Source organism: Streptomyces sp. NPDC086554 (genome assembly GCF_040686095.1).
GTDB lineage: Bacteria > Actinomycetota > Actinomycetes > Streptomycetales > Streptomycetaceae > Streptomyces.
In genome coordinates this window covers 353469-378745 of the sequence record NZ_JBFBJK010000001.1, presented here as the reverse complement: position 1 = coordinate 378745, position 25277 = coordinate 353469, and the positions used below count along the sequence as shown (strand labels likewise).

The following is a 25277-nucleotide window of genomic DNA, read 5'->3' as shown; positions in this document are numbered from 1 at the left end:
CGGGCGAGGGCTGACATCCGAGGCAGCCGCCGGGGTGAACCCGCCTACCTACCTGGGGAGTACGCGAGAGGGCCCGCGTACCACGGTCGTGGTACGCGGGCCCTCCGCGCAAAGACCCCGCTCAGTGATTGCGCGGGAATCCCAGGTCGACGCCCGCCGGGGCATCCGACGGGTCCGGCCAGCGCGTGGTGATCACCTTGCCGCGCGTGTAGAAGTGCGTGCCGTCGTTGCCGTAGATGTGGTGGTCGCCGAAGAGGGAGTCCTTCCAGCCACCGAAGGAGTGGTAGCCCACCGGCACGGGGATCGGCACGTTCACGCCGACCATGCCCGCCTCGATCTCCAGCTGGAAGCGCCGCGCGGCGCCCCCGTCACGGGTGAAGATCGCCGTGCCGTTGCCGAACGGCGAGGCGTTCATCAGCGCCACGCCCTCCTCGTACGTGTCCACGCGGAGCACGCAGAGGACCGGGCCGAAGATCTCGTCCTTGTACGCGGCGGCCGTGACCGGCACCCGGTCAAGGAGCGAGAGGCCGATCCAGTGGCCGTCTGCGTACTCGGGGTGGCCCTCGACCGTGTAGCCCGTGCCGTCGAGGACGACCTCGCAGCCCTCCGCCTTCGCGCCCGTCACGTACGAGGCGACCTTGTCGCGGTGCGCGGCCGTGATGAGCGGGCCCATCTCGGACGTCGGGTCGTTGCCAGGACCGATCTTGATCTTCTCGGCGCGCTCCTTGATCTTCGCGACCAGCTCGTCACCGACGGAGCCGACCGCGACCACGGCCGAGATGGCCATGCAGCGCTCGCCCGCCGAGCCGTACGCCGCAGAGACGGCGGCGTCCGCGGCCGCGTCCAGGTCGGCGTCCGGCAGGACCAGCATGTGATTCTTGGCGCCGCCGAGCGCCTGCACGCGCTTGCCGTTGGCGGAGGCGGTGGTGTGGATGTATCGGGCGATCGGGGTCGAGCCGACGAAGGAGACGGCCGCGACGTCCGGGTGCTCCAGGAGCGCGTCCACGGCCACCTTGTCACCGTGCACCACATTGAAGACGCCGTCCGGGAGCCCTGCTTCCGAAAGCAGCTCCGCGATCTTCATCGACGCCGACGGGTCCTTCTCCGACGGCTTCAGTACGAAGGTGTTGCCGCACGCGATGGCCAGCGGGAACATCCACATCGGCACCATGGCCGGGAAGTTGAACGGCGTGATGCCGGCGACGACGCCGAGGGGCTGGCGGATGGACGACACGTCCACGCGCGAGGCCACCTCCGTCGACAGCTCGCCCTTCAGCTGCACGGTGATCCCGCACGCGAGGTCGACGATCTCCAGACCACGGGCGACCTCGCCGAGCGCGTCCGAGTGCACCTTGCCGTGCTCGGCGGTGATCAGCTCGGCGATCGCGTCACGGTTGGCGTCAAGGAGCGCGCGGAAGGCGAAGAGCACCGAGGTGCGCTTGGCGAGGGACGACTTGCCCCATGTCTCGTACGCGGCCTTCGCGGAGGCGACGGCGGCGTCCACCTCGTCCGCGGAGGCGAAGGCGACCTGGGTGGTGACGGCGCCGGTCGCCGGGTCGGTCACCGGACCGTACGTACCCGACGCACCCTCGACGGTCTTCCCACCGATCCAGTGATTGACGGTCTTCGTCATGATCAAGCATCCCTACTCTCAGCTGGCGTCGGCACTCGCACAGGTCTCACAGATGGCGGCGTCGGGCTGTGACGTGCCGGTCGTACTCTTCCCTGGCCTTGACCGCCGACGGTCGGGTCGCTGTCTCGGCCACGGGCACATCCCACCATGCCTGCGCGGGGGGCGGGGGCGACACTGTGTCTGCCGTTTCCGTCTCGATGTAGACACATGTGGGCCGGTCGGCCGAACGCGCCTCGGCGAGGGCATCGCGCAGGTCACCGACGGTTTTGGCGCGGATCACCCGCATCCCCAGGGAGGCCGCGTTGGCCGCGAGATCAACGGGCAGCGGGGCACTCGTGTACGTCCCGTCCGGCGCCCGGAAGCGGTAGGCGGTGCCGAAGCGCTCGCCGCCCACGGACTCGGAGAGGCCGCCGATGGACGCGTACCCGTGGTTCTGCAGGATCACGATCTTGACCGGAATGTTCTCCTGGACGGCCGTGACGATCTCGGTGGGCATCATCAGATACGTCCCGTCGCCGACCAGCGCCCAGACGTGGTGGTCCGGGGCGGCCATCGCGACACCGATCGAGGCGGGGATCTCGTATCCCATGCAGGAGTAGCCGTACTCGACGTGGTACTGGCGCGGCGACCGGGCCCGCCACAGCTTGTGCAGATCGCCGGGGAGCGACCCGGCGGCGTTGATGATCACGTCCTGCTCCGTGACCAACTCGTCGAGCAGGCCGAGGACTTGGGGCTGGGTAGGCCGTACGTCGGGTTCGTCGGCCGCGTACGCCGCGTCGACGCGCTGCTCCCAGCGCACCTTGTCGTCGGTGTACTCGGCGGCATAGGCGTCCGTGACGCGGTACCCGTCGAGCGCCCCGGTCAGGGCCTGGAGCCCGGCCCGCGCGTCGGCGATCAGGGGCGCGCCCGCCATCTTGTGGCCGTCGAAGGGCGTGATGTTGAGGTTGACGAAGCGGACGTCCGGCGCGGCGAAGAGCGTCCCGGAGGCCGTCGTGAAGTCGCTGTAGCGGGTGCCGACGCCGATCACCAGGTCGGCGGTGCAGGCCAGTTCGTCGGCGGTCGCGGTGCCGGTGTGCCCGATGCCGCCGACGTCCGCCGGGTGGTCGAAGCGCAGGGACCCCTTGCCGGCCTGGGTGGAGGCGACCGGGATCCCCGTGGCGTCGGCGAGCTCCCGCAGCGCGTCCTCGGCGGCGCTGTGGTGCACTCCGCCGCCCGCGACGATCAGCGGACGCCGGGCGTCCCGCACAAGCCGTGCGGCGGCGGCAAGCTCCTGCGGGTCGGGGGCCTGACGGCGTACGGCCCAGGTCCGCTCCTCGAAGAACTCCTCCGGCCAGTCGTACGCCTCCGCCTGCACGTCCTGCGGCAGGGCGAGCGTGACGGCGCCGGTGGCGGCCGGGTCGGTGAGCACCCGCATCGCGGCGAGCGCGGCCGGGATCAGGGCCTCGGGCCGGGCGATCCGGTCGAAGTACTTGGACACCGGCCGCAGACAGTCGTTGACCGACACGTCCCCCGCGTAAGGGACTTCGAGCTCCTGTAGCACCGGGTCGGCCGGCCGGGTCGCGAAGGTGTCGCCGGGCAGAAGGAGGACCGGGAGGTGGTTGATGGTCGCGAGTGCGGCGCCGGTGACGAGGTTGGTCGCGCCGGGTCCGATGGAGGTGGTGACGGCGTGCGTGGAGAGGCGTCCTGACTGGCGGGCGTACCCGACGGCGGCGTGCACCATGGCCTGTTCGTTGCGGCCCTGGTGGTAGGGCATGTCGTCGGCGTACTCGACGAGCGCCTGCCCGATCCCCGCCACGTTCCCGTGCCCGAAGATGCCCCAGGTGGCGCCGATGAGCCGCTGCCTGCCGCCGTCCCGCTCGGTGAACTGCCGGGACAGGAAGCGGACGAGCGCCTGCGCGGTGGTGAGCCTGACCGTATTCATCGAGGTCATCGGTACCCCTCCGTGTGATCGGGGTGGAAGCAGATCCGCCACTCCCGCTCGGGCCCCGGTCCCGCCATCACGTTCAGGTAGTACATGGCGTGCCCCGGCTGGGCGATGGAAGGACCGTGCCAGCCGTCGGGGACGAGCACGGCGTCACCGGTGCGCACCTCGGCGAGGACATCCGTACCGCCGGTCCTGGACGGGAAGACCCGCTGATACCCGAAGCCTTCGTATCCGCCCGGAGCCTCGATCTCGAAGTAATAGATCTCTTCGAGCTCGGTCTCCAGGCCGGGACGGTTCTCGTCGTGCTTGTGCGGCGGGTACGAGGACCAGTTGCCGCCCGGCGTGATCACCTCGACGGCGATGAGCCGGTCGCAGTCGAAGGCGTCGGCGGACGCGAAGTTGCGGACCTCGCGGGCGCAGTTGCCGCTGCCGCGTCGTTCGACGGAGACCTCCGGCGCGGAGCCGTAGCGGGCGGGGAGTCGACGCTCGCACTTCGCTCCTGCCAGGGCGAAGCGGCCTCCCGCGCCGGAGGCGATCTGGATCTGGGCATCACGGGGCACATAGGCGAAGTCACTGACTCCGCTGAACACGCCGTCCCTGCCCAGCAGTTCGATGATCTCGCCTTCCGCCTGCACCGTACAGCCGCCGGCCAGCGGGAGCACGATCCATTCACTCTCCCCGGTGGCGAAGGAGTGCGTGACACCGGGCGCCAGTTCGATCACCCGCAGCTCGGAATGGCTGAGTCCGGTCCGCTTGGGACCGAGGTCGAGGACGTACGGCCCCTCGACCGCGCTGCCCTTCGGTACGTACGTCATGTGGCCCTCCTACAGCAGTCCGACGGCGGTGTCGACCGCGCCCGCCACGTCCCCGTCCGCCGGGTACAGCAGCGTGCGCCCCGCGACGAGCCCCCGGACGGTGGGCAGTTGCAGGGCGCCGCGCCACTTCTCGTACGCGGCGTCACTGTCGTCACCGAGGTCGCCGCCGAGCAGCACGGCGGGCAGGGTCGAGGTCTCCATGACCCGCGCCATGTCGTCCGGATTCTCGGTGACGGGAACCTTCAGCCAGGTGTACGCCGATGTCCCGGCGAGCCCCGAGGCGATGGCGATGGACGTGGTGACGGCTTCGGCGCTCAGATCGTTGCGGGGCGGTCCGCCGTCCGCCGTGCGGCGGCAGAGGAACGGCTCCACGAAGACGGGCAGCCTGTGCGCGGCCATCGAGTCGACGGCCCGGGCGGCGGCGTCCATGGTCGCGAGCGATCCGGGGTCGTCGTAGTCGACGCGGAGCAACAGCTTCCCGGCGTCGAACCCGAGCCGTTCCAGATCCTCGGCGCGATACCCGGTGAACCGGTCGTCCAGCTCGAACGAGGCTCCGGCGAGCCCACCCCGGTTCATGGACCCCATGGCGACTTTCCCGTCCAGGGCGCCGAGCAGGAGGAGATCCTCCAGGATGTCGGCGGTGGCGAGCACGCCGTCCACGCGGGGGCGCGACAGCGCGAGACAGAGCCGCTCGAGCAGATCCCCGCGGTTGGCCATCGCGAGCGGCCGCCCCCCTACGGAGAGGGCGCCCCGCGCGGGGTGATCGGCGGCGATGATCATCAGCCGCCCGCCGTCCCGGACGAGCGGCCGCCGGGTGCGCCGGGCGGCGGCCTCGGCGATGGCTTCCGGCCGCTCGGCCCTGATGCGGGTGAGCCCGGCGATATCAGTCACCGTCGATCACCGGCTCCGCCGAGTTCGTCCTCAAGTGCCGGACGGGCTGAGATTTCCCCGGCCTCAACCGCCGCCTCGACCTCGTCGGGAAACGGCATGGCAGACGAGCACTCCAGCCGAGAGGCGACAATCGCCCCCGCCGCGTTGGCGTACCGCATGATCCGCTCCAACTCCCAGCGGGCGAGCAGCCCATGGCACAGCGCCCCGCCGAACGCGTCCCCCGCCCCCAGACCGTTCAGGACGGTCACGGGCAAGGGCGGCACCTCGGCGGCCTCCCCGGAGCGACTGACGGCGAGCACACCCTTCGGCCCCTGTTTCACCACGGCCAGCTCAACTCCCGCCGCCAGCAGGGCCCGAGCGGCGGCGTACGGCTCCCGCTCCCCCGTGGCCACCTCGACCTCGTCGAGATTGCCCACGGCGACGGTCGCGTGCCGCAGAGCTTCGGCGTAGAAGGGCCTGGCCTCCTGCGGGTCGCTCCAGAACATCGGCCGCCAGTCCAGGTCGAAGACGGTGACCTCGCGCCGCCCCCTGGCCGCGAGCGCCGCCAGCGTCGCCGAGCGGCTCGGCTCCGCGCTCAGCCCCGTACCCGTCATCCAGAACACCCGCGCGGCGGCGATCGCGCCGAGGTCGAGTTCGCTCTCGTACATCTCGAGGTCGGGTGCCTTCGGCTGCCGGTAGAAGTAGAGCGGGAAGTCGTCGGGCGGGAAGACCTCGCAGAAGGTGACCGGCGTGGGGAGTCCCGCGACCCCCGTCACCCACCGGTCGTCGACCCCGAACTCGCGCAGCGCCCGGTGCAGATACTCCCCGAAGGGGTCCTCGCCCGTACGCGTGAGGAGCGCCACCCGGCGGCCGAGGCGCGCCGCCGCCACCGCGACGTTCGACGCGGAGCCGCCGAGGAACTTCCCGAAGGTGGTGACATCGGCGAGCGGCACCCCGGCCTGCAGGGGATAGAGGTCCACCCCGATCCGCCCCATGGTGATGACGTCAAACGGATCGGCATACGGATCGGTCACCGTCACCCTGCACTCCCTCTCGGCGTCGCCCACCCCTGGCCCACCCCTAGGTCTAATCCCGCCCCACGAACCCTGTCAACACATTGTCCTTACATTCGGACGACTCCTTGACACTCTTCTCCGCCGCCCTGAAAGCTGGCTGCCATGACGACGCTGTCACGCATCCGCATCGGCTCGGCACCCGACTCGTGGGGCGTGTGGTTCCCCGAGGATCCCGGGCAGGTCCCCTGGAGCCGCTTCCTCGACGAGGTGGCGGACTCCGGATACGAGTGGATCGAGCTCGGTCCGTACGGCTATCTGCCCACCGATCCCGCCGAACTGACCGCCGAGACACAGCGGCGCGGCCTGAAGGTCTCCGCGGGGACGGTCTTCACCGGCCTGCACCACGGGCCCTCCGTCTGGGAGAAGACCTGGGAACATGTGGCCTCAATCGCCGCCCTCACGCAGGCGATGGGCGCCCAGCACCTGGTCGTCATCCCCTCCTTCTGGCGCGACGACAAGACCGGCGAGGTCCTTGAGGACCGCACGCTCACGCCGGAGCAGTGGCGCCAGCTCACGCTGCAGACCGAGCGCCTGGCGTACCGGGTGCGCGAGCGGTACGGCCTGCGGGTCGTCGTCCATCCGCACGCGGACACGCACATCGACAGCGAGGAGAACGTGACCCGTTTCCTCGACGCGACGGACGCGGACCTCGTCTCGCTCTGCCTGGACACCGGGCACTACGCCTACTGCGGCGGCGACAGCGTCAAGCTCATCGAGACGTACGGCGAGCGCATCGGCTATCTGCATCTCAAGCAGGTCGACCCGGCGGTGCTCGCCGAGGTGCGGGCGCAGGAGATGCCGTTCGGTCCCGCCGTGGCGCGCGGTGTGATGTGCGAGCCGCCGTCCGGGGTGCCCGCCCTTGAGCCGGTGCTCGAAGCGGCCCAGAAGCTGGACGTGGATCTGTTCGCCATCGTCGAGCAGGACATGTATCCGTGCCCGCCGGACAAGCCCCTGCCCATCGCCCGCCGCACCCGCTCGTTCCTGCGTTCCTGCGGCGCCTAGGGCCTGTCCGATGGGTCAGGCCGGTCTTCGCGCCGGGTGCCGGTTCAGCAGGGCCGAGCGGGCCCTGGTGCGTGCAGCTGCAAGGCGGAGGAGGGCGACAACGCGAATGGGGTCTCCCCTGCTCGAGCGGAGTCGAGAGCTTGGGGAAGTTGGCAACCGACGACAACGCGGGAGGGGGCACCTCCCTGCTCGAGCGAAGCCGAGAGCTTGGGGGAGCGCGTGCCAGGGCCCGCGACCCCGGCAGGACCCATCGGACAGGCCCTAGGGGGCGACGGGCAATGGCCTCGGGCACCCGGTACGCGCGCTGCCCGCTGGGCAGTTGGGAGCTGGCGCTCGCCGCCCCGCACCCCCGGCTGCGGCCGGGGGTCATCAGCTACCGGGGGATCCGACTCGCGCTCGGCCGACCGCGGCGCAGGCTGGAGGTGCCGGTCGGGCACTTCCCCAAGCTCTTAAGGAGCAGGGGATACCCCATCCCGACGAAGTCGGCTGGAGCGTACGGCAGTTGGAGAGCCGCTTCCGGGAGCGGATCGGCATCGGGCGGCTTACACGCCTGAGCAACGCTCAGACCCACCAAGCCAGCCAGAGCCCGGCACAGCGGGCCCGGTCCACCTCGCTTACGTTCATTACGCTCGCCAGTCACGCTTTACATCCATGCGCCTACTGTGAGCCGCACGCTTGCGCCCCCTGGATGCATCACAACCGTCACAAAGAACCTCCCCCTGTCACACATGTCCCGTATACGCGGGCCCTGCGTCACAGGCAGTCGACAGCCGCCCCCCTGCGCTCACTCCGCGTCGTTCACCGGGCACAAGGCTGAGTGATCGCCAGCGTCGTGCCGCAGCTCCCCCGACGGCTCCCCCCGAGCCGCCCCTGCGGTACCCGCAGGGAGGTGCCACTGATGACCGACCGAAGGCTCTGGTCGTACAAGGAGATCGCCGCACACATCCGGGTGCAGCCCGACACCGTGCGCTCCTACCGCAAGCACGGCCTGCTCCCCGACCCCGACCACGTGGAGAGCGGCAAGCCCTACTGGTACGCGGACACGATTCGCGCCTGGGTCGCGGCGCGGCCCGGCAACCGGGGGCGCAGGGACTGACACTCCGACCCGGCCGCACACCGTGCCCCCTCATTGAGAAGTACCCCCTAGGGGTATAGAGTGGTGAGTGTCGGGAGGCCCCCGGGAGCTCCGGGGCCCCTCCAGCACATTACGTCGCATACGCACATACGCCGCACCCTCACCGAGGAGAACGACATGAGCGCCCAGACCGAGCTCCCGCAGGCCGAGACCGAGACCGCCGCCTCCTGCTGCTCCCCTAGTGGTTCCTGCCACTCGGGCGGCGCCGCCGAGACGCCGCAGGCCGCCGTGACCACCGTGTACGAGGTGACCGGCATGACCTGCGGTCACTGCGAGGGTGCCGTCTCCAGTGAGATCTCGGAGCTCGCGGGCGTCAGCTCGGTCAAGGCGGTGGCCTCCACGGGCCAGGTGACCGTGATCTCCGACGCCCCGCTCGACGAGGCCGCGGTGCGCGCCGCGGTCGACGAGGCGGGCTACGAGCTGACCGGCGTCAAGGCCTGACCTACCGCCTGCCGGGTGCCCCGGGCCCTGTGACACCGTCGCGGGGCCCGCAGCCGCATCATCCCAGTAGTCACGTAGTCACGTAGTCACGAGAGAACCATGAACGAAGTCGAACTCGCCGTCGGCGGTATGACCTGCGCCTCCTGCTCGGCCCGCATCGAGAAGAAGCTGAACCGCATGGAGGGCGTGACCGCCTCGGTCAATCTCGCCACGGAGAAGGCGAAGGTCTCGTACGCCGAAGGGACAGACGTCGCGCAGCTGGTCGCCACGGTCGAGAAGCTCGGCTACACGGCGCAGGAGATCGTCCCCGAGCCCGCCGAACCCGAGGCCGGGGAGCATCCCACCACCGCCGACATCACCGAGCCCGACACCCTGCGCCTGCGGCTCATCGTCTCCGCGCTGCTCTCGCTGCCCGTCGTGCTGCTCGCCATGGTCCCTTCGCTGCAGTTCGACAGCTGGCAGTGGCTCTCGCTGACGCTTGCCGCGCCCGTCGTCGTCTGGGGTGGGCTCCCCTTCCACCGGGCGGCGTTCACGAATCTGCGGCACGGCGCCGCGACGATGGACACCCTGGTGTCCGTGGGCACGCTCGCCGCCTTCGGCTGGTCGCTGTGGGCGCTGTTCCTCGGGGACGCGGGCATGCCGGGCATGCGGCACCCCTTCGAGTTCACGGTTTCGCGCGCCGACGCCGCGTCGACCATCTATCTCGAAGTCGCCTCGGGCGTCATCACGTTCATCCTGCTCGGCCGCTGGCTGGAGGCCCGCTCCAAGCGGCGGGCGGGCGCGGCGCTGCGGGCGCTGCTCGAACTGGGCGCCAAGGACGCGGCCGTGCTGCGGGACGGCAGGGAGGTGCGCGTTCCGGTCGACCGGCTGGTCGTCGGCGACCGTTTCGCCGTACGCCCCGGGGAGACCGTCGCGACCGACGGCACCGTCGTCGAGGGCGCGTCCGCGGTCGACGTCTCGATGCTGACCGGCGAGTCCGTGCCGGTGGACGTGGCGGTGGGCGACGCGGTGACCGGTGCGACCACGAACGTCTCTGGGCGGCTCGTCGTCGAGGCCACCCGCGTCGGCGCCGACACCCAACTGGCCAGGATGGCGCGCCTTGTCGAGGACGCGCAGACCGGCAAGGCCCAGGTGCAGCGGCTCGCCGACCGGATCGCCGGGGTCTTCGTGCCGGTGGTCCTGGTGATCGCGGCCGGCACGCTCGGCGCCTGGCTCGGCTTCACCGGCGACGTGACCGCCGCCTTCACCGCGGCCGTCGCCGTCCTGATCATCGCCTGCCCGTGCGCGCTCGGCCTCGCGACGCCGACCGCCCTGATGGTCGGCACGGGACGCGGCGCGCAGCTCGGCATCCTCATCAAGGGCCCCGAGGTCCTGGAGTCCACGCGCCGCGTCGACACGGTCGTCCTGGACAAGACCGGCACGGTGACGACGGGACGGATGACACTGCGCGAGGTGTACGTCGCCGAGGGCACCGACGAGGAGCAACTGCTGCGGTTCGCGGGCGCCGTGGAGCACGCTTCCGAGCACCCGGTGGCACGGGCGGTGGCCGCGGGCTCGGCCGAGCGCCTTGGGATCGACATCGATGAGCTGCCGTCGGCCGACGCGTTCGAGAGCGTCGCCGGGATCGGAGTGCGGGGCGTGGTGGACGGGCGCAAGGTGCTCGTCGGCCGGGACGGCATCGTCGACGAGGCGGCGGTCCCCGACGGACTCGCCCGCGCGCGGGCCGCCGCCGAGGCCGCGGGGCACACCGCCGTTCTGGTCGCCTGGGGCGGCATGGTGCGCGGTGTCCTCGGCGTCGCCGACACCGTCAAGGACACCAGCGCCGAAGCGGTGCGCGAACTGCGCGCGCTCGGGCTGACGCCGGTGCTCCTGACGGGCGACAACAGGGCCGTCGCCGAAGCGGTCGCGCAGGCCGTCGGCATCGCTCCGGACGCCGTGTACGCCGAGGTCCTGCCCGAGGACAAGGTCGTTGTCGTACGGCGGCTGCGGGGCGAGGGCAGGGTCGTGGCGATGGTCGGTGACGGGGTCAACGACGCGGCCGCGCTCGCCACCGCCGATCTGGGCCTTGCGATGGGCACGGGCACGGACGCGGCGATCGAGGCGAGCGATCTGACGCTGGTGCGCGGGGACTTGCGCGGCGCCGCCGACGCCATCAGGCTCTCCCGCAGGACCCTCGCCACGATCAAGGGCAATCTCTTCTGGGCGTTCGGCTACAACGTGGCCGCGCTGCCGCTCGCCGCGGCCGGCCTGCTCAACCCGATGATCGCGGGCGCCGCGATGGCGTTCTCATCGGTCTTCGTGGTGAGCAACAGCCTCCGCCTGAGGGCCTTTACGTAGTCTTGAGGCCCCTTACATGGCCTCTTCACACAATGGTCGCAGTATTCTCACCCCTGAGCCCCAATCGGCATATCGGGGCTCTTGCGCCCGTTCGGGACATATGCAAGAGACGCAGATCACATTGATCCGAACGTAACCATTGAGGGGGCTCGCGAGTCTAAGAGTGCGATGCCAGAGACGTCTTGGGGGACGTCTCTAGACATCGGGGACATCTTGGGGGATGTTCCTGAAGGGGAAAACCCCGGCCGCAAGGCCGGGGGGAAGCGTTGGCCGGGGCACGTGCACCGGGGAGCTTGAGCGGCCCTCCCGGTACGTACGCGTCCCGGCAGATCGCAGCACCAGGCGCGCTGCCACAGACGCCCGGCCGGATCCCGTGGGGGGAATCCGAACCGGGAAACAGGAAAGCGCCCCGACCGTCGACCCGTGGGGGGATCGGCGGCGGGGCGCTTTTCGCTTTACGTGCGGCTCAGCGACCCTCTACCGGGACGAAGTCCCGAAGGACCTCACCGGTGTAAATCTGGCGCGGACGGCCGATGCGCGAGCCCGGCTCCTTGATCATCTCGTGCCACTGGGCGATCCAGCCCGGCAGACGACCAAGGGCGAACAGCACGGTGAACATCTCGGTCGGGAAGCCCATGGCCCGGTAGATGAGACCGGTGTAGAAGTCCACGTTCGGGTACAGCTTGCGCTCGACGAAGTAGTCGTCGGCCAGCGCGTGCTCCTCGAGCTTCAGCGCGATGTCGAGCAGCTCGTCATCCTTGCCCAGGGCCGAGAGGACGTCGTGCGCCGCAGCCTTGATGATCTTCGCCCGGGGGTCGAAGTTCTTGTAGACGCGGTGCCCGAAGCCCATGAGCTTCACGCCGTCTTCCTTGTTCTTCACCTTGCGGATGAAGGTGTCGACGTCGCCGCCGTCCTGCTTGATGCCCTCGAGCATCTCCAGGACGGACTGGTTGGCGCCACCGTGCAGCGGACCCCAGAGGGCCGAGATGCCGGCGGAGATCGAGGCGAACATGTTCGCCTGCGAGGAGCCCACCAGACGCACGGTGGAGGTCGAACAGTTCTGCTCGTGGTCCGCGTGCAGGATCAGGAGCTTGTCGAGCGCGGAGACGACGACCGGGTCGAGTTCGTAGTCCGCGGCCGGCACGGAGAACGTCATCCGCAGGAAGTTCTCGACGTAGCCGAGGTTGTTGCTCGGGTAGACGACCGGGTGGCCCACGGACTTCTTGTAGGCGTACGCCGCGATCGTCGGAAGCTTGGCGAGAAGGCGGATCGTCGAGAGGTCGCGCTGCTCCTCGTCGAACGGGTTGTGGCTGTCCTGGTAGAACGTCGACAGCGCGCTGACCACGGACGACAGCATCGCCATCGGGTGGGCGTCGCGCGGGAAGCCGTCGTAGAACCGCTTGACGTCCTCGTGCAGCAGCGTGTGCTGCGTGACCTCGTTCTTGAACGCGGAGAGCTCGTCCACCTTCGGCAGCTCGCCGTTGATCAGCAGGTACGCCACCTCGAGGAAGGTGGAGCGCTCGGCCAGCTGCTCGATCGGATAGCCGCGGTACCGGAGGATGCCCTGTTCGCCGTCGAGGTACGTGATGGCGGATTTATAGGCGGCGGTGTTGCCATAGCCGCTGTCCAGGGTCACCAGACCGGTCTGGGCGCGGAGCTTCCCGATGTCGAAGCCCTTGTCGCCGACGGTCGAATCGATCACCGGGTAGGTGTACTCGCCATCGCCGTACCGCAGTACTACAGAGTTGTCGCTCACGTCATCCCTCACCGACGTTGTGCCTCTTCTTCGAGGTGCCCTGACTGTCTCTACCATCCCCCATTTGGCCCTGGAGAGTGCACTCGGGGTCGACCATTGGGCCTAATGGCGGCACTCAGTGCCGCCAACCTGCTCATCCTGCCCCGCTCGCCCGGGTTCCGGAAGTGCTCTGTGACCTTTCCTACTCGAATGATCGATCAAAATTTCCGGAGGGGGATCCGGAGGGGCTTCGAGAGGTACTTGCCCGGCCGCCCGCGAGCCGAAAATCCAGTGCTGTACAGCGCCTGCCCGCCGAGACCGTGCGTACCGCTTGTCCCAGAGCCTTGCGCGAACCGACCAGCACTACCAACTTCTTGGCGCGCGTCACCGCCGTATAGAGCAAATTCCGTTGCAGCATCATCCATGCCCCCGTGGTCACGGGGATCACCACCGCCGGATACTCGCTGCCCTGGGAGCGGTGGATGGTGACCGCGTACGCGTGCGCCAGCTCGTCCAGCTCGTCGAACTCGTACGGGATCTGTTCCTCCTCGTCCGTCAGGACCGTGAGCCGCTGCTCGTCCGTGTCGAGCGCCGTGACCACACCGACCGTGCCGTTGAATACGCCGTTCTGCCCCTTCTCGTAGTTGTTGCGGATCTGGGTGACCTTGTCGCCGACGCGGAACACCCGGCCGCCGAACCGCTTCTCCGGTACGTCCGGTCTGCTGGGCGTGATGGCCTGCTGGAGCAGCCCGTTCAGGTTCCCCGCACCCGCCGGGCCGCGGTGCATGGGGGCGAGCACCTGGACGTCGCGGCGCGGGTCGAGGCCGAACTTCGCCGGGATGCGGTGGGCCGCGACGTCCACCGTGAGGCGCCCCGCGTCCTCGGTCTCCTCTTCGACGAAGAGAAAGAAGTCGCTGAGCCCCTGAGTGACGGGCGGCACCCCGGAGTTGATCCGGTGGGCGTTGGTGACCACTCCGGACTGCTGGGCCTGACGGAAGATGCGGGTCAGCCGGACCGCGGGCACCGGGCTCTCGTCGCTGAGCATGTCCCGCAGGACCTCGCCCGCGCCGACGCTCGGCAGCTGGTCCACGTCTCCTACGAAGAGGAGATGCGCGCCGGGCGCGACCGCCTTCACCAGCTTGTTGGCCAGGAGGAGGTCGAGCATGGACGCCTCGTCCACGACCACCAGGTCGGCGTCGAGCGGCCGCTCCTTGTCGTACGCGGCGTCTCCTCCCGGCTTGAGTTCGAGGAGCCGGTGCACCGTGGAGGCCTCGGCTCCGGTGAGCTCGGCGAGGCGTTTGGCCGCCCGGCCCGTGGGGGCCGCGAGGACGACCTTCGCCTTCTTGGCGCGGGCCAGCTCCACGATCGACCGGACCGTGAAGGACTTTCCGCAGCCGGGGCCGCCGGTCAGGACGGCGACCTTGCGCGTCAGAGCGAGCTTGACGGCGGACTCCTGCTCGGGGGCGAGCTCGGCGCCGGTGCGTCCTGCCAGCCAGGACAGGGCCTTGTCCCAGGCGACGTCCTGGAAGCCGGGCATGCGGTCCTCCGTGGTCCGCAGGAGGCGCAGGAGCTGGGCGGAGAGGGAGAGTTCGGCACGGTGGAAGGGGACGAGATAGACAGCCGTGACGTCTTGCTCTCCGTCAGGGCCGGGCACCGTCTCGCGTACGACCCCCTCCTCCTCGCCCGCGAGTTCCGCGAGGCAGTCGATGACCAGGCCCGTGTCTACCTGGAGCAGCTTCACCGCGTCGGCGATGAGGCGCTCCTCGGGGAGATAGCAGTTGCCCTGGTCGGTGGATTGCGACAGCGCGTACTGGAGGCCCGCCTTGACCCGTTCGGGGCTGTCGTGCGGGATGCCGACGGACTGTGCGATGCGGTCGGCGGTGAGGAAGCCGATGCCCCAGACGTCGGCCGCGAGGCGGTAGGGCTCGTTCTTCACTATGGAGATGGAGGAGTCGCCGTACTTCTTGTAGATCCTGACGGCGATGGAGGTGGAGACGCCGACTCCCTGGAGGAAGACCATGACCTCCTTGATGGCCTTCTGTTCCTCCCAGGCAGAGGCGATCATCTTGGTCCGCTTGGGGCCAAGGCCGGGCACTTCCACGAGGCGCTTGGGTTCGGTCTCGATGATGTCGAGGGTGTCGACGCCGAAGTGCGTGGTGATGCGGTCGGCCATGACGGGGCCGATGCCCTTGATGAGGCCGGAGCCGAGATAGCGGCGGATGCCCTGGATCGTGGCCGGCAGGACCGTCGTGTAGTTCTCCACCGTGAACTGCTTGCCGTACTGGGGGTGCGAGCCCCAGCGGCCCTCCATGCGGAGCGACTCGCCCACCTGGGCGCCGAGGAGCGAGCCGACGACGGTGAGCAGATCGCCGCCGCCGCGGCCGGTGTCCACTCGGGCGACCGTGTACCCGTTCTCCTCGTTGGCGTACGTGATCCGCTCCAGGACGCCCTCGACGACCGCGGCGCGGGCCGCGGGGACCGATCCCGTCGTCACTCCTGCTGGACTCGACATGATCCGACGCTACCGCCGCGCACTGACAGCGCGGGGCGCCTGTGGATAACTCCGGCCTTACAGACCCGTGGGGGCCCGGTCTCCCGACCGGGCCCCCACGGGTCTCCCCTCCCCTGCCGGCCCTCCGCGAATCCCCCCGGATCCCCCCTGCGGAAGCCCTGACACCAAGTACGACCCGCGTTGACCGGGAAGGGTTGTACGGATACGCCCACGGGTTTCCCGATCCCTGACCCGCCGCTTCGCGGCGGATCTTTCCCGCCCACCCACCCGATCACCCGGGATCACCCCGGGGCAATCGGGTGGGTGGGCGGGAAAGGCCTGTTCGCCGACCGAAGTCGCGGGGCGCACCCGCTAGGCCCAGGGGCCAGGTCAGGCGTACGCGATGTACCTCGTAGCCGTCTCCGACAGGAGTTCTCTGCCCTCCCTGGACCACAGGGTCTCGTTGAAGAGTTCCACCTCCACCGGGCCCGAGTAGCCCGCCCGCTCCACGTAGCCCCGCCACTCCCGCATGTCGATCGCGCCGTCCCCCAGTTGCCCGCGGCCGTTCAGGACGCCCTCCGGCAACGGCGTCACCCAGTCCGCCAGTTGGAAGGCGTGCAGGCGGCCCGCGGCACCCGCCCGGGCGATCCCGGCGGGTGCCTCGTCGTCCCACCAGACGTGGTACGTGTCCACGCACACCCCCACCTGCGACGCGGGAAACCGCTCCGCCAGGTCCAGCGCCTGCGCCAGCGTCGAGACCACGCAGCGGTCCGACGCGAACATCGGGTGGAGCGGCTCGATCGCCAGGCGCACGCCCCGCACCGCCGCGTACGGGGCGAGTTCCGCCAGCGCGTCGGCGATGCGTTCGCGCGCCCCGTGCAGATCCTTGCTGTCCGGCGGCAGTCCGCCGGAGACCAGGACCAGCGTCCGCGTCCCCAGCGTCGCCGCCTCGTCGATGGCCGCCTTGTTGTCCTCGATGGCCACCACGCGCGCGTACGGGTCGATCGCGGTGAGGAAACCGCCCCGGCAGAGGGTCGTCACCGTCAGGCCCGCGTCACGCATCAGCCTGGCGGTCTGCTCCAGGCCGTGGGCCGCAACCGGTTCGCGCCAGAGACCGACGCCGCGGATGCCCAGCTCACCGCACGCAGACACCAGTTCCGGGAGCGACAGCTGCTTGACCGTCATCTGGTTGATGGAGAAGCGCGCGAGTTCCTCGCTCAGTGCCGGCATTACTGGACTCCGTACACAGTGAGCAGGGACTTCATGCGGGACTCGGCGACGGCCGGGTCCGGGAACAGGCCGAGGCCGTCCGCCAGTTCGTAGGCGCGGGCCAGATGCGGGAGCGAGCGCGCCGACTGCAGGCCGCCCACCATCGTGAAGTGGTCTTGGTGGCCCGCCAGCCATGCCAGGAACACCACTCCCGTCTTGTAGAAGCGGGTCGGCGCCTCGAAGAGGTGGCGGGAGAGCTCGACCGTGGGGTCGAGGAGCTCGCGGAAGGCCTTGGTGTCGCCCGTGTCCAGGGCGCGGACGGCCTGCGCCGCCAGCGGTGCCAGCGGGTCGAAGATGCCGAGCAGGGCGTGGCTGAAGCCGTGGTAATCGCCCGCGATCAGTTCGGGGTAGTTGAAGTCGTCGCCCGTGTAGCAGCGGACACCGTCGGGGAGGCGGCGGCGCAGGGCGATCTCGCGCTGCGGGTCAAGGAGGGAGATCTTGATGCCGTCGACCTTGTCGGGGTGCGCGGCGATGACCTCCAGGAACGTGTCGGTCGCCGCGCCCAGGTCCTCGCTCCCCCAGTAGCCGGTGAGCGCCGGGTCGAACATCGGGCCGAGCCAGTGCAGGATCACCGGCTCGCCGGCCTGGCGCAGGAGGTGGCCGTACGTCTCCAGGTAGTCGTCCGGCGACTTCGCGGCCGCCGCAAGCGCCCGTGACGCCATCAGGATCACCTGCGCACCGGTCGACTCGACCAGGGCCAGCTGCTCCTCGTACGCGGAACGGACCGTCAACAGGTCTGAAGAGTCGCCGAGTTGATCCGTTCCCACGCCGCAGGCGATCCTGCCGCCCACCGACTTCGCCTCCGCCGCCGAGCGTCTGATCAGTTCCGCCGCGCCCGTCCAGTCCAGGCCCATGCCCCGTTGTGCGGTGTCCATCGCCTCGGCCACCCCGAGGCCCTGCGCCCACAGGTGGCGGCGGAAGGCCAGGGTGGCGTCCCAGTCGACGGCCGCCGGGGAGTCCGGGGAGACGTCGGCGAGGGGGTCCGCCACCACGTGGGCCGCCGAGAAGACCGTGCGGGAGGTGAGGGGCGGGCCACCGGCCTGCACGGACAGGGGTGCGTTGCGAGGCTCGTACGGGTACGTGGCGCCGTCCGCGCGGGGGAGCTGAAGCGTCACTGGGCGATCTCCGGTACGTCGATGCGGCGGCCCTCGGCGGAGGACTTCAGGCCCAGTTCGGCGAGCTGCACTCCGCGTGCGCCCGCGTGCAGGTCCCAGTGGTAGGGCGCGTCGGTGTACACGTGCTTGAGGAACAGCTCCCACTGTGCCTTGAAGCCGTTGTCGTATCCGTCGGGTCCTTGGTTGTCGGGGACCTCCTGCCACTCGTCGCGGAAGGAGTGGGTCGCGGGCAGGTCCGGGTTCCAGACCGGCCTGGGGGTCGAACCGCGGTGCTGTACGCGGCAGTTGCGCAGGCCCGCGACGGCCGAGCCCTCGGTGCCGTCGACCTGGAACTCGACGAGTTCGTCGCGGTTGACGCGGACCGCCCAGGAGGAGTTGATCTGCGCGATCGCGCCGCCGTCGAGTTCGAAGATGCCGTACGCGGCGTCGTCGGCCGTCGCGTCATAGGGCTTGCCCTGCTCGTCCCAGCGCTGCGGGATGTGGGTCGCGGTGAGCGCCTGGACGCTGCGTACGCGGCCGAACAGCTCGTGCAGGACGTACTCCCAGTGCGGGAACATGTCGACGACGATGCCGCCGCCGTCCTCGGTGCGGTAGTTCCAGGACGGGCGCTGGGCGCTCTGCCAGTCGCCCTCGAAGACCCAGTAGCCGAACTCGCCCCGGATGGACAGGATCCGGCCGAAGAAGCCGCCGTCGATCAGCCGCTTCAGCTTCAGCAGGCCCGGCAGAAAGAGCTTGTCCTGTACGACGCCGTGCTTGATGCCGGCGGCCTTGGCGAGGGATGCGAGCTCCAGGGCCCCCGCCAGGCCCGTGGCGCTCGGCTTCTCCGTGTAGACGTGCTTGCCCGCGGCGATCGCCCGCTTGATGGCGTCCTCGCGCGCGGAGGTGACCTGCGCGTCGAAGTAGATGTCGATGGTGGGGTCGGCGAGTACCGCTTCGAGGTCGGTCGAGACGTTCGCCCCGGCGTCAAGTCCGTGCCGCTCGGCGATCTCCCGCAGTGCGTGCTCTCTGCGGCCCACGAGGACGGGCTCGGGCCACAGCACCGTGCCCTCGGCATCGCCCAGGGCGAGCCCGCCCTGCTCGCGCAGGGCCAGGAGTGAGCGGACCAGGTGCTGGCGGTAGCCCATGCGTCCCGTCACACCGTTCATGGCGATGCGCACCGTCTTACGAGTCACCGGATGCCTCCGAGGATGCCCCGGCCTTCAGGCCGGGGAGGAATGGCCCCCTGCGAAGCAGGGCGGAAAGCGACGCATCGTCGGCAGGGCCATGCGTCGTCCACCCGCCACTGCCGTGATGCGACCCAAAGGGCGCAAGAAATCTCAACTGTCATACCTCCCGGTTAGATTGGCTGTCATGGCGACGGAACCGAAGAAGACGGAGGAGACCGGGCATGCCCGGTATACCTACCGTCTTCGGCTGTCGCCTTCGGCGCATGCCGCGCTCAGCGCGGAATGGGCACGGTGTATGGGGTCTCCCCTGCTCGAGCGAAGCCGAGAGCTTGGGGAAGGATCTGGAACGAGTGCGTTGCCCGTTCGAAAAAGGCCCAGCAGGCCGAAGAGAAGTGTGGTCCGGCGCGGTTGGACAAAATGCTGACCGAGGCCCGAGCCGCGCATGCGTGGCTGCGGGCGGGCAGTAGCGTTCCTCAGCAGCAGATCATCCGGGACTTCGGGAAGTCCCGCGCCAAAGCCCTCAAGGACATCAAGGTCCGCTTGCCGATGAGGCAGCGAGCCGGGATGCCGCAGTACAAGAAGAAGCACCAGGACGAACCGACGCTCAACTACACCCAGCGTGGCTTCCGGTTGAAGGACGGCCGTCTGCATCTGGCGGGCGGCATCGTCGTGGGCGTCGTGTGGTCGCGCGACCTGCCAGCGCCTGCGTCGTCTGTGCGAATCTACCGCGACTGTCTCGGGCACTGGTACTGCTCGTTCGTGGTCGCCACGACGACCGAGACCCTGCCCGCCACCGGGCGGGACATCGGCATCGACTGGGGCGTGAAGGAGACCGCGACCACCACTAGCGACGCCCACGACCTGCCCCATGCGCAGCACGGAAAGAACGCCGCCCAGCGTCTGGCCCACTATCAGCGGATAACGGCCCGCAGGAGGCCGAAGAAGGGACAGGCTGGATCGAAGGGCTACCACGAGGCGAAGCGGCAGACGGCGAAGCTCCACAAGAAGGTGGCTCGGCAGCGCCAGGACACCGGCAGAAAGTGGGCCAAGGCCGTGGTGCGGGACCATGACCGGCTCGCGGTCGAGGACTTCCGTCCCAGGTTCCTCGCCAAGTCGACTATGGCGAGGAAGGCGGCCGACGCCGCGATCGGGGCGACCAAGCACGCCCTGACTCATATGGCCCGCAAGCACGGCCGTGAGCTGCACCTCGTACACCCCGCGCACACCACCATGGACTGCGCACAGTGCGGAGCAAGAACCAAGCACGCACTACCTCTTTCGGAACGTACCTACGCCTGCACCGCGTGCGGAGCCGTATCCCCTCGGGATAAGAACTCCGCCCGCGTGATGCTGGTCCGGGCTGGTCTCAACCCGGCTGGTGCTGATCGTGTAAGAGCTGCCGGACCGCCGGTCCGCAGCCGCCGTGAGCCAGGAATCCCCCTCCGCCAGGAGGGGGAGGATTCAAAGAAGTCCCTCCGTACGCACGTAGGCGTATAGCAAGCGCTTTCTATCCAGGGAGAAGCTAGCCTGCCGCACAAGGTTCGGACAAGGGCTTCGGACCAGAGCCGTGACCGGAGGACGACGAGATGACCGTGACCCTGGCGGACGTGGCGGCCCGCGCCCAGGTCTCCCCCGCTACCGTCTCCCGCGTGCTGAACGGCAACTACCCGGTGGCCGCGGCCACCCGGGAGCGCGTACTGCGCGCCGTGGACGACCTCGACTACGTCCTCAACGGGCCCGCGAGCTCGCTCGCCGCAGCCACGTCCGACCTGGTCGGCATCCTGGTGAACGACATCGCCGACCCCTTCTTCGGGATCATGGCGGGCGCGGTCCAGTCCGAGATCGGCGGCCCCGGCGGGCGCGCGGGCGGCGAGCGCATGGCCGTGGTCTGCAACACGGGCGGCTCCCCGGAGCGCGAGCTCACCTACCTCACCCTGCTGCAGCGGCAGCGCGCGGCCGCGGTCGTCCTGACCGGCGGCGCCCTGGAGGACCCCGACCACGCGGCCGCGGTCTCCGCGAAGCTGGCGCGCCTCGCGGACGCGGGCACCCGGATCGTGCTGTGCGGACGGCCGCCACTCGCGGACACGGACGCGGCGACCGCCACCCTCACCTTCGACAACCGCAGCGGCGGCCGACGCCTCACCGAGCACCTCCTGACCCTGGGACACGTCAGGATCGGATACGTGGCGGGCCCCATGGAGCGCACCACGACCCGGCACCGCCTGGAGGGCCACCGGGAGGCGCTTGCGGCGTCCGCCGCGGACCACGGCGACCAGGACGAGCTGACCGTCCACGGCCCCTACACCCGCCGGTCCGGCTACGAGGCCACCCTCGAACTCCTGCGCCGCGCCCCGGACTTGACGGCGATCGTGGCCGCCAACGACACGGTCGCCCTGGGCGCGTCCGCCGCCCTGCGCGACCGCGGCCTGCGCATCCCGCAGGACATCTCGGTGGCGGGCTTCGACGACCTGCCGTTCTCGGTGGACGCGGTCCCCGCCCTGACGACGGTCCGCCTCCCGCTGCACGAGGCGGGCGCCCGCGCCGGCCGCCTGGCCACGGGCGCGGAGGAGCCTCCGCCGGGGGGCGTGGCGACGATCGGGGCGGAGCTGATGGTGCGGGGGTCCACGGCGCCGCCGGCTCGGTGAGTCCGCCATATCGTTTTCACCACCGGGAAACGGAGGCCCGCATGGCGACCATCACCATGGATACACCCAGCGCCTGGGACGTACTGGACGGCGTCAACCTTCCCGGCGGCTACCGCGTCGAGATCACCGCGGGGAAGATCATCATGACTCCGCAGGGTGAGCACCCGTGGAGAGTCGTCTTCGCGGCCGCCCCTCAGATCAAGCAGCGACTGGCCGGGCAGGGCACCGTCCTCTCCCGCGTCATGATCGACTTCCCCTCCGACCAGTACGGCTACGCACCCGACCTGGCAATCGTCGCCCCCGGCGCCGAGCGCAACAGCCGCGGCCGCTTCGAGTGGCACAGTCTGGAGGCGGTCATCGAGGTCGTCTCGAAGAGCAGCCGGGACGACGACTTCGCCAAGAAGGTCCATCTGTACGCCGAATGCGGCATCCCCGTCTACGTGGTCATCGACCCCGAGGACGTCGTCTGCACCATCCACCGCGGCCCGACCCGAACCGGGAGCTACGAGGACGCAACGGAGATCCCCTTCGGCCAGGATCTGGTCCTGCCCCTCCAGGGGCGTGACATCACCATCGCGACGGACAGTTTCCCGAAGGCCGGTGACCTGGACTGAGCCCGCAGGCATGGTGGTCATGGACGGCGCGGCGTACCGTTGACTCAGTCAAAGGTGACCCGTCCCGATGACCCCGGAGTGATCCGCGATGGCCCACGCCTCCGATACGCCCATCCATGAGATCCGCGCCTTCAACCGCTTCTACACGAATCTGATCGGCGCTCTCGACTACAGCCGACAGCTCTACGTCCCGTACACCCTCACCGAAGCCCGTGTCCTCTACGAGCTCGCGCATGCCTCCCATCTCGACGCGGCCGATCTGCGCTCCGAACTCTCCCTCGATGCCGGGTACTTGAGCCGTCTGCTCGGCAAACTGGAGAAGGGCGGGATCGTCGAGCGTGCGCCCTCCGTGCGTGATCCTCGGCGGCAGCGCATCACGCTCACCGCGCGGGGCCGCGAGACCGCCGATCTGCTTGACGAGCGGTCCAGGGAGGCCGTCGGCTCGCTGCTCTCGGGCGTCCCGGCCGCCGAGCGGCCCCGCCTCGCCACCGCGATGCGCACCGTGCGGGAGATCCTGAGCAATGGCGGGGGTGGGGCTGCGGTCTCGCGTCCGTTGCTCCGTGAGCCCGGGCCCGGTGATCTCGGGTGGATCGTGCAGCGCAACGCCGCCCTGTACGCGGCCGAGTTCGGGTTCAACGCCGATTACGAAGGCCTGGTCGCCCGGATCGTCGCCGACTTCGCGGAGGATCACGACCCCCATCTGGAGCGGGTGTGGATCGCCGAGCTCGACGGGCGGCCCGTGGGCTGTGTGATGTGCGTGCGCGACGAGACGCCGGGGACCGCCCGGCTGCGGCTGCTGCTCGTCGAGCCGGACGCGCGGGGGCGCGGCATCGGGGATCAACTCGTGGGTGCCTGCGTCGAGTTCGCGCGCGGGGTGGGCTATCGCGAGCTGGCCCTGTGGACCAATGACGTCCTCCGCGCCGCCCGCGCCATCTACCAGCGGCACGGCTTCGTCCTTGTCGAGGAGAAGCCCCACCGCTCGTTCGGTGTCGATCTCATGGGGCAGGACTGGCAATTGCGTCTGGGGAGCACCCCCTAGGGCCTGTCCGATGGGTCGGGCCGGTCTTCGCGCCGGGTGCCGGTTCAGCAGGGCCGAGCGGGCCCTGGTGCGTGCAGCTGCAAGGCGGAGGAGGGCGACAACGCGAATGGGGTCTCCCCTGCTCGAGCGGAGTCGAGAGCTTGGGGAAGTTGGCAACCGACGACAACGCCGCAGATGCGCGTGCCAGGGGTCGCGACCCCGGCAGGACCCATCGGACAGGCCCTAAGGTCTGCGTCATGAAACTCGCCTTCTCCACCCTCGGCGTGCCCGGACTCCCCCTCGCCGACGTGCTGAATCTGGCCACCGTCCACGGCTTCCACGGCGTCGAGCTGCGCGCGCATCCCGAGGAACCGGTCCATCCGGGGATCGGGCTCACCGAACGCGCCGACGCGGCCGCCCGGTTCAAGGACGCGGGCGTCGAGATCGTCGGAATCGCCGGGTACGCGCGCGTGGCCGCGCCCGGCGAGGACGGGCCCGTGCTCGACGAGATACGTTCGCTGCTCACCCTCGCCCGCGATCTGGGCGCCCCGTTCATCCGCGCCTTCCCCGGCGGCGGCACCGAGCAGAGCGCCGACGAGGCCGACGCGACGGCGGCCCGGCGGCTCGGCACCGCGGCCGAGTACGCCGCGGACTTCGGCGTACGCATCCTCCTGGAGACCCACGACTCGCACCGCACGGGCGCCGCGGCGACCCGCGTCCTCGGCGCCGTCGGGCATCGCAACGCGGGCGCCCTGTGGGACCTGATGCACACCTGGCTCGGCGGCGAGTCCCCCGCCGACAGCTACGCGGCACTCTCCCCGTACCTCGGCTACGTACAGGTGAAGGACATCGCGTCCGCACAGGACACGACTCCCCTGGCGCTCGGCGACGGCGTGCTGCCGATTGCCGAGTGCGTGGACGTGCTGCTCAGCGGGGAGCACCGGGACGGCTGGCTGTGCTGGGAGTACGAGAAGCGGTGGTACGAGGGAGCGGCTCCGCTGCCTGAACTGCTCGGTACGGGGAGGGAGTTCCTGTCCCGGCTCCTGAACCGCGCGGCTTGACTTCTGCTCCTGAACCGCGCGGCCCGACTTCCGCTCCTGAGCCGCGCGGCCTGACCCCGGCGAACGACGTCAGGCCGACCCCGCCCACGAGCAGCGCCGCGGCGCACCACCCGAGGCCGCTCACCGACTCGCCGAGTACCAGCGCTGCCGCCGACATGCCGAACACCGGGACCAGGAGGGAGAAGGGCGCCACAGTGGAGGCCGGGTGGCGGCGCAGCAGGTACCCCCAGGCGCCGAAGCCGAAGACCGTGGTGATCCAGGCGACGTAGACGATGATCCCTACACCCTGCCAGTCGAGGGAGCCGAGGGCTTCGAGGTCCCGCGAGGAGCCCTCGAAGAGGAGCGAGAGGCCGAGCAGCGGAAGCACCGGGACCGTGCTCACCCACACCATGAAGTTGAGGGCGTCGGGCGGGGACGCCTTGCGGGTCAGAACGTTGGATGCGCCCCAGCAGGCCGCCGCCGCGATGAGCAGCGCGAAGGCCATGAGCGTGCCGGAACCGCCCTCGTCGACGGCCGCGACACCGATGCCCGTCAGGGCGATGATCATCCCCAACAGGCGTACGCTGCCCGGCCGTTCGCCGAGCAGCGCGAAGGCGAAGACGGCCGTGAAAACCGCCTGGATCTGCAGCACGAGCGAGGAGATACCCGCCGGCATCCCGGCGTCCATGCCGATGAACAGCAGGCCGAACTTGGCGACGCCGAGGACGAGCCCGACGCCCAGAATCCACTTCCAGGCGACCTTGGGCGGCCCCACGAAGAAGACGGCGGGCAGCGCCGCCACCAGGAAGCGCAGGGCGGAGAAGAGCAGCGGCGGGAAGTGGTCGAGCCCCACCTCGATGACGACGAAATTGACGCCCCATACGGCGGCGACGAGGACGGCCAGGCAAACATGTGCGGGTCGCATGCGTCGAGGATCACCCGGCACGACCA

Annotated in this window: 18 protein-coding genes and 2 pseudogenes; 9 read left to right on the top strand and 11 right to left on the bottom strand. The window is 69.9% G+C overall.

Annotation, left to right across the window (positions count from 1 at the left end):
- Positions 1–121: 121 nt before the first annotated feature.
- The 5 genes from mmsA to iolC are packed head-to-tail and all read right to left on the bottom strand — an operon-like array spanning position 122 to position 6237.
- Positions 122–1633: a CoA-acylating methylmalonate-semialdehyde dehydrogenase gene (gene mmsA / locus AB0O76_RS01655; protein WP_365483881.1), complete on the bottom strand. Its 1512-nt coding sequence runs from the start codon at positions 1631–1633 to the stop codon at positions 122–124.
- 46 nt (positions 1634–1679) lie between these two features.
- A complete protein-coding gene (gene iolD / locus AB0O76_RS01650) occupies positions 1680–3563 on the bottom strand; it encodes a 3D-(3,5/4)-trihydroxycyclohexane-1,2-dione acylhydrolase (decyclizing) (protein WP_365483878.1) in 1884 nt (627 codons plus the stop codon).
- Positions 3560–4372 carry a 5-deoxy-glucuronate isomerase gene (gene iolB / locus AB0O76_RS01645; protein WP_365483875.1) on the bottom strand — a complete coding sequence of 271 codons (813 nt, stop codon included), beginning with the start codon at positions 4370–4372 and terminating at the stop codon, positions 3560–3562. The genes iolD and iolB overlap by 4 nt, the downstream gene beginning before the upstream one ends.
- A gap of 9 nt (positions 4373–4381) precedes the next feature.
- A complete protein-coding gene (locus tag AB0O76_RS01640) occupies positions 4382–5263 on the bottom strand; it encodes a deoxyribose-phosphate aldolase (protein WP_365483873.1) in 882 nt (293 codons plus the stop codon).
- The gene (gene iolC / locus AB0O76_RS01635) at positions 5260–6237 is read right to left on the bottom strand and encodes a 5-dehydro-2-deoxygluconokinase (protein WP_365484423.1); all 978 of its coding nucleotides are present in this window, start codon (positions 6235–6237) and stop codon (positions 5260–5262) included. Before iolC ends, AB0O76_RS01640 begins: the two co-directional genes overlap by 4 nt.
- Before the next feature lie 183 nt (positions 6238–6420).
- On the opposite strand from iolC, the gene AB0O76_RS01630 reads away from it, so the two are divergent.
- The 4 genes from AB0O76_RS01630 to AB0O76_RS01615 all read left to right on the top strand — a co-directional run bounded on the left by AB0O76_RS01630 (position 6421) and on the right by AB0O76_RS01615 (position 11233).
- Positions 6421–7320: a sugar phosphate isomerase/epimerase gene (locus AB0O76_RS01630; RefSeq protein ID WP_365483870.1), complete on the top strand. Its 900-nt coding sequence runs from the start codon at positions 6421–6423 to the stop codon at positions 7318–7320.
- Positions 7321–8218: 898 nt separating this feature from the next.
- Positions 8219–8416 (top strand): MarR family transcriptional regulator, encoded by a 198-nt coding sequence (locus AB0O76_RS01625; RefSeq protein ID WP_365483867.1) that lies wholly within the window; start codon positions 8219–8221, stop codon positions 8414–8416.
- A gap of 156 nt (positions 8417–8572) precedes the next feature.
- Positions 8573–8896, top strand: coding sequence for a cation transporter (locus tag AB0O76_RS01620; RefSeq protein ID WP_365483864.1), 324 nt, complete (start codon positions 8573–8575; stop codon positions 8894–8896).
- Positions 8897–8995: 99 nt separating this feature from the next.
- On the top strand, positions 8996–11233 hold the full coding sequence (locus AB0O76_RS01615; protein ID WP_365483861.1) for a heavy metal translocating P-type ATPase: 2238 nt from the start codon (positions 8996–8998) through the stop codon (positions 11231–11233).
- Between the two features lie 466 nt (positions 11234–11699).
- On the opposite strand, the gene AB0O76_RS01610 is transcribed toward AB0O76_RS01615, so the two are convergent.
- From AB0O76_RS01610 to AB0O76_RS01590, 5 genes are all read right to left on the bottom strand, one after another.
- Positions 11700–12989 carry a citrate synthase gene (locus AB0O76_RS01610; protein ID WP_365483858.1) on the bottom strand — a complete coding sequence of 430 codons (1290 nt, stop codon included), beginning with the start codon at positions 12987–12989 and terminating at the stop codon, positions 11700–11702.
- A 181-nt stretch (positions 12990–13170) separates the two neighbouring features.
- The gene (locus AB0O76_RS01605) at positions 13171–15480 is read right to left on the bottom strand and encodes an ATP-dependent RecD-like DNA helicase (RefSeq protein ID WP_365483855.1); all 2310 of its coding nucleotides are present in this window, start codon (positions 15478–15480) and stop codon (positions 13171–13173) included.
- 369 nt (positions 15481–15849) lie between these two features.
- Positions 15850–16689: a sugar phosphate isomerase/epimerase family protein gene (locus AB0O76_RS01600; protein ID WP_365483852.1), complete on the bottom strand. Its 840-nt coding sequence runs from the start codon at positions 16687–16689 to the stop codon at positions 15850–15852.
- On the bottom strand, positions 16689–17843 hold the full coding sequence (locus AB0O76_RS01595; RefSeq protein WP_365483849.1) for a dihydrodipicolinate synthase family protein: 1155 nt from the start codon (positions 17841–17843) through the stop codon (positions 16689–16691). The genes AB0O76_RS01600 and AB0O76_RS01595 overlap by 1 nt, the downstream gene beginning before the upstream one ends.
- Complete coding sequence (locus AB0O76_RS01590) at positions 17840–19015, bottom strand: Gfo/Idh/MocA family oxidoreductase (RefSeq protein WP_365483845.1); 1176 nt, start codon at positions 19013–19015, stop codon at positions 17840–17842. Before AB0O76_RS01590 ends, AB0O76_RS01595 begins: the two co-directional genes overlap by 4 nt.
- Before the next feature lie 178 nt (positions 19016–19193).
- Between AB0O76_RS01590 and AB0O76_RS01585 the strand changes: the two are divergent.
- The 5 genes and pseudogenes from AB0O76_RS01585 to AB0O76_RS01565 form a co-directional block, all read left to right on the top strand.
- A pseudogene (locus AB0O76_RS01585) lies at positions 19194–20506 on the top strand (transposase).
- Positions 20507–20595: 89 nt separating this feature from the next.
- The gene (locus AB0O76_RS01580) at positions 20596–21654 is read left to right on the top strand and encodes a LacI family DNA-binding transcriptional regulator (RefSeq protein WP_365483842.1); all 1059 of its coding nucleotides are present in this window, start codon (positions 20596–20598) and stop codon (positions 21652–21654) included.
- Between the two features lie 41 nt (positions 21655–21695).
- A complete protein-coding gene (locus tag AB0O76_RS01575) occupies positions 21696–22268 on the top strand; it encodes a Uma2 family endonuclease (RefSeq protein ID WP_365483839.1) in 573 nt (190 codons plus the stop codon).
- Positions 22269–22356: 88 nt separating this feature from the next.
- Positions 22357–23307, top strand: coding sequence for a bifunctional helix-turn-helix transcriptional regulator/GNAT family N-acetyltransferase (locus AB0O76_RS01570; protein ID WP_365483836.1), 951 nt, complete (start codon positions 22357–22359; stop codon positions 23305–23307).
- A gap of 236 nt (positions 23308–23543) precedes the next feature.
- A pseudogene (locus AB0O76_RS01565) lies at positions 23544–24263 on the top strand (sugar phosphate isomerase/epimerase family protein); the annotation flags it as partial.
- Here AB0O76_RS01565 and AB0O76_RS01560 read toward each other — a convergent pair.
- Positions 24214–25251: an EamA family transporter gene (locus tag AB0O76_RS01560; RefSeq protein WP_365483833.1), complete on the bottom strand. Its 1038-nt coding sequence runs from the start codon at positions 25249–25251 to the stop codon at positions 24214–24216. The pseudogene AB0O76_RS01565 and the gene AB0O76_RS01560 sit on opposite strands and share 50 nt — an antisense overlap.
- Between the last annotated feature and the right edge of the window lie 26 nt (positions 25252–25277).

Excerpts from the sequence above, each read along its gene's own strand:
- mmsA (WP_365483881.1), bottom strand. The coding sequence starts at position 1,633 with ATGACGAAGACCGTCAATCACTGGATCGGTGGGAAGACCGTCGAGGGT.
- iolD (WP_365483878.1), bottom strand. The coding sequence starts at position 3,563 with ATGACCTCGATGAATACGGTCAGGCTCACCACCGCGCAGGCGCTCGTC.
- iolB (WP_365483875.1), bottom strand. The coding sequence starts at position 4,372 with ATGACGTACGTACCGAAGGGCAGCGCGGTCGAGGGGCCGTACGTCCTC.
- iolC (WP_365484423.1), bottom strand. The coding sequence starts at position 6,237 with ATGGGGCGGATCGGGGTGGACCTCTATCCCCTGCAGGCCGGGGTGCCG.
- AB0O76_RS01630 (WP_365483870.1), top strand. The coding sequence starts at position 6,421 with ATGACGACGCTGTCACGCATCCGCATCGGCTCGGCACCCGACTCGTGG.
- AB0O76_RS01625 (WP_365483867.1), top strand. The coding sequence starts at position 8,219 with ATGACCGACCGAAGGCTCTGGTCGTACAAGGAGATCGCCGCACACATC.
- AB0O76_RS01620 (WP_365483864.1), top strand. The coding sequence starts at position 8,573 with ATGAGCGCCCAGACCGAGCTCCCGCAGGCCGAGACCGAGACCGCCGCC.
- AB0O76_RS01615 (WP_365483861.1), top strand. The coding sequence starts at position 8,996 with ATGAACGAAGTCGAACTCGCCGTCGGCGGTATGACCTGCGCCTCCTGC.
- AB0O76_RS01605 (WP_365483855.1), bottom strand. The coding sequence starts at position 15,480 with ATGTCGAGTCCAGCAGGAGTGACGACGGGATCGGTCCCCGCGGCCCGC.
- AB0O76_RS01600 (WP_365483852.1), bottom strand. The coding sequence starts at position 16,689 with ATGCCGGCACTGAGCGAGGAACTCGCGCGCTTCTCCATCAACCAGATG.
- AB0O76_RS01580 (WP_365483842.1), top strand. The coding sequence starts at position 20,596 with ATGACCGTGACCCTGGCGGACGTGGCGGCCCGCGCCCAGGTCTCCCCC.
- AB0O76_RS01575 (WP_365483839.1), top strand. The coding sequence starts at position 21,696 with ATGGCGACCATCACCATGGATACACCCAGCGCCTGGGACGTACTGGAC.
- AB0O76_RS01570 (WP_365483836.1), top strand. The coding sequence starts at position 22,357 with ATGGCCCACGCCTCCGATACGCCCATCCATGAGATCCGCGCCTTCAAC.
- AB0O76_RS01560 (WP_365483833.1), bottom strand. The coding sequence starts at position 25,251 with ATGCGACCCGCACATGTTTGCCTGGCCGTCCTCGTCGCCGCCGTATGG.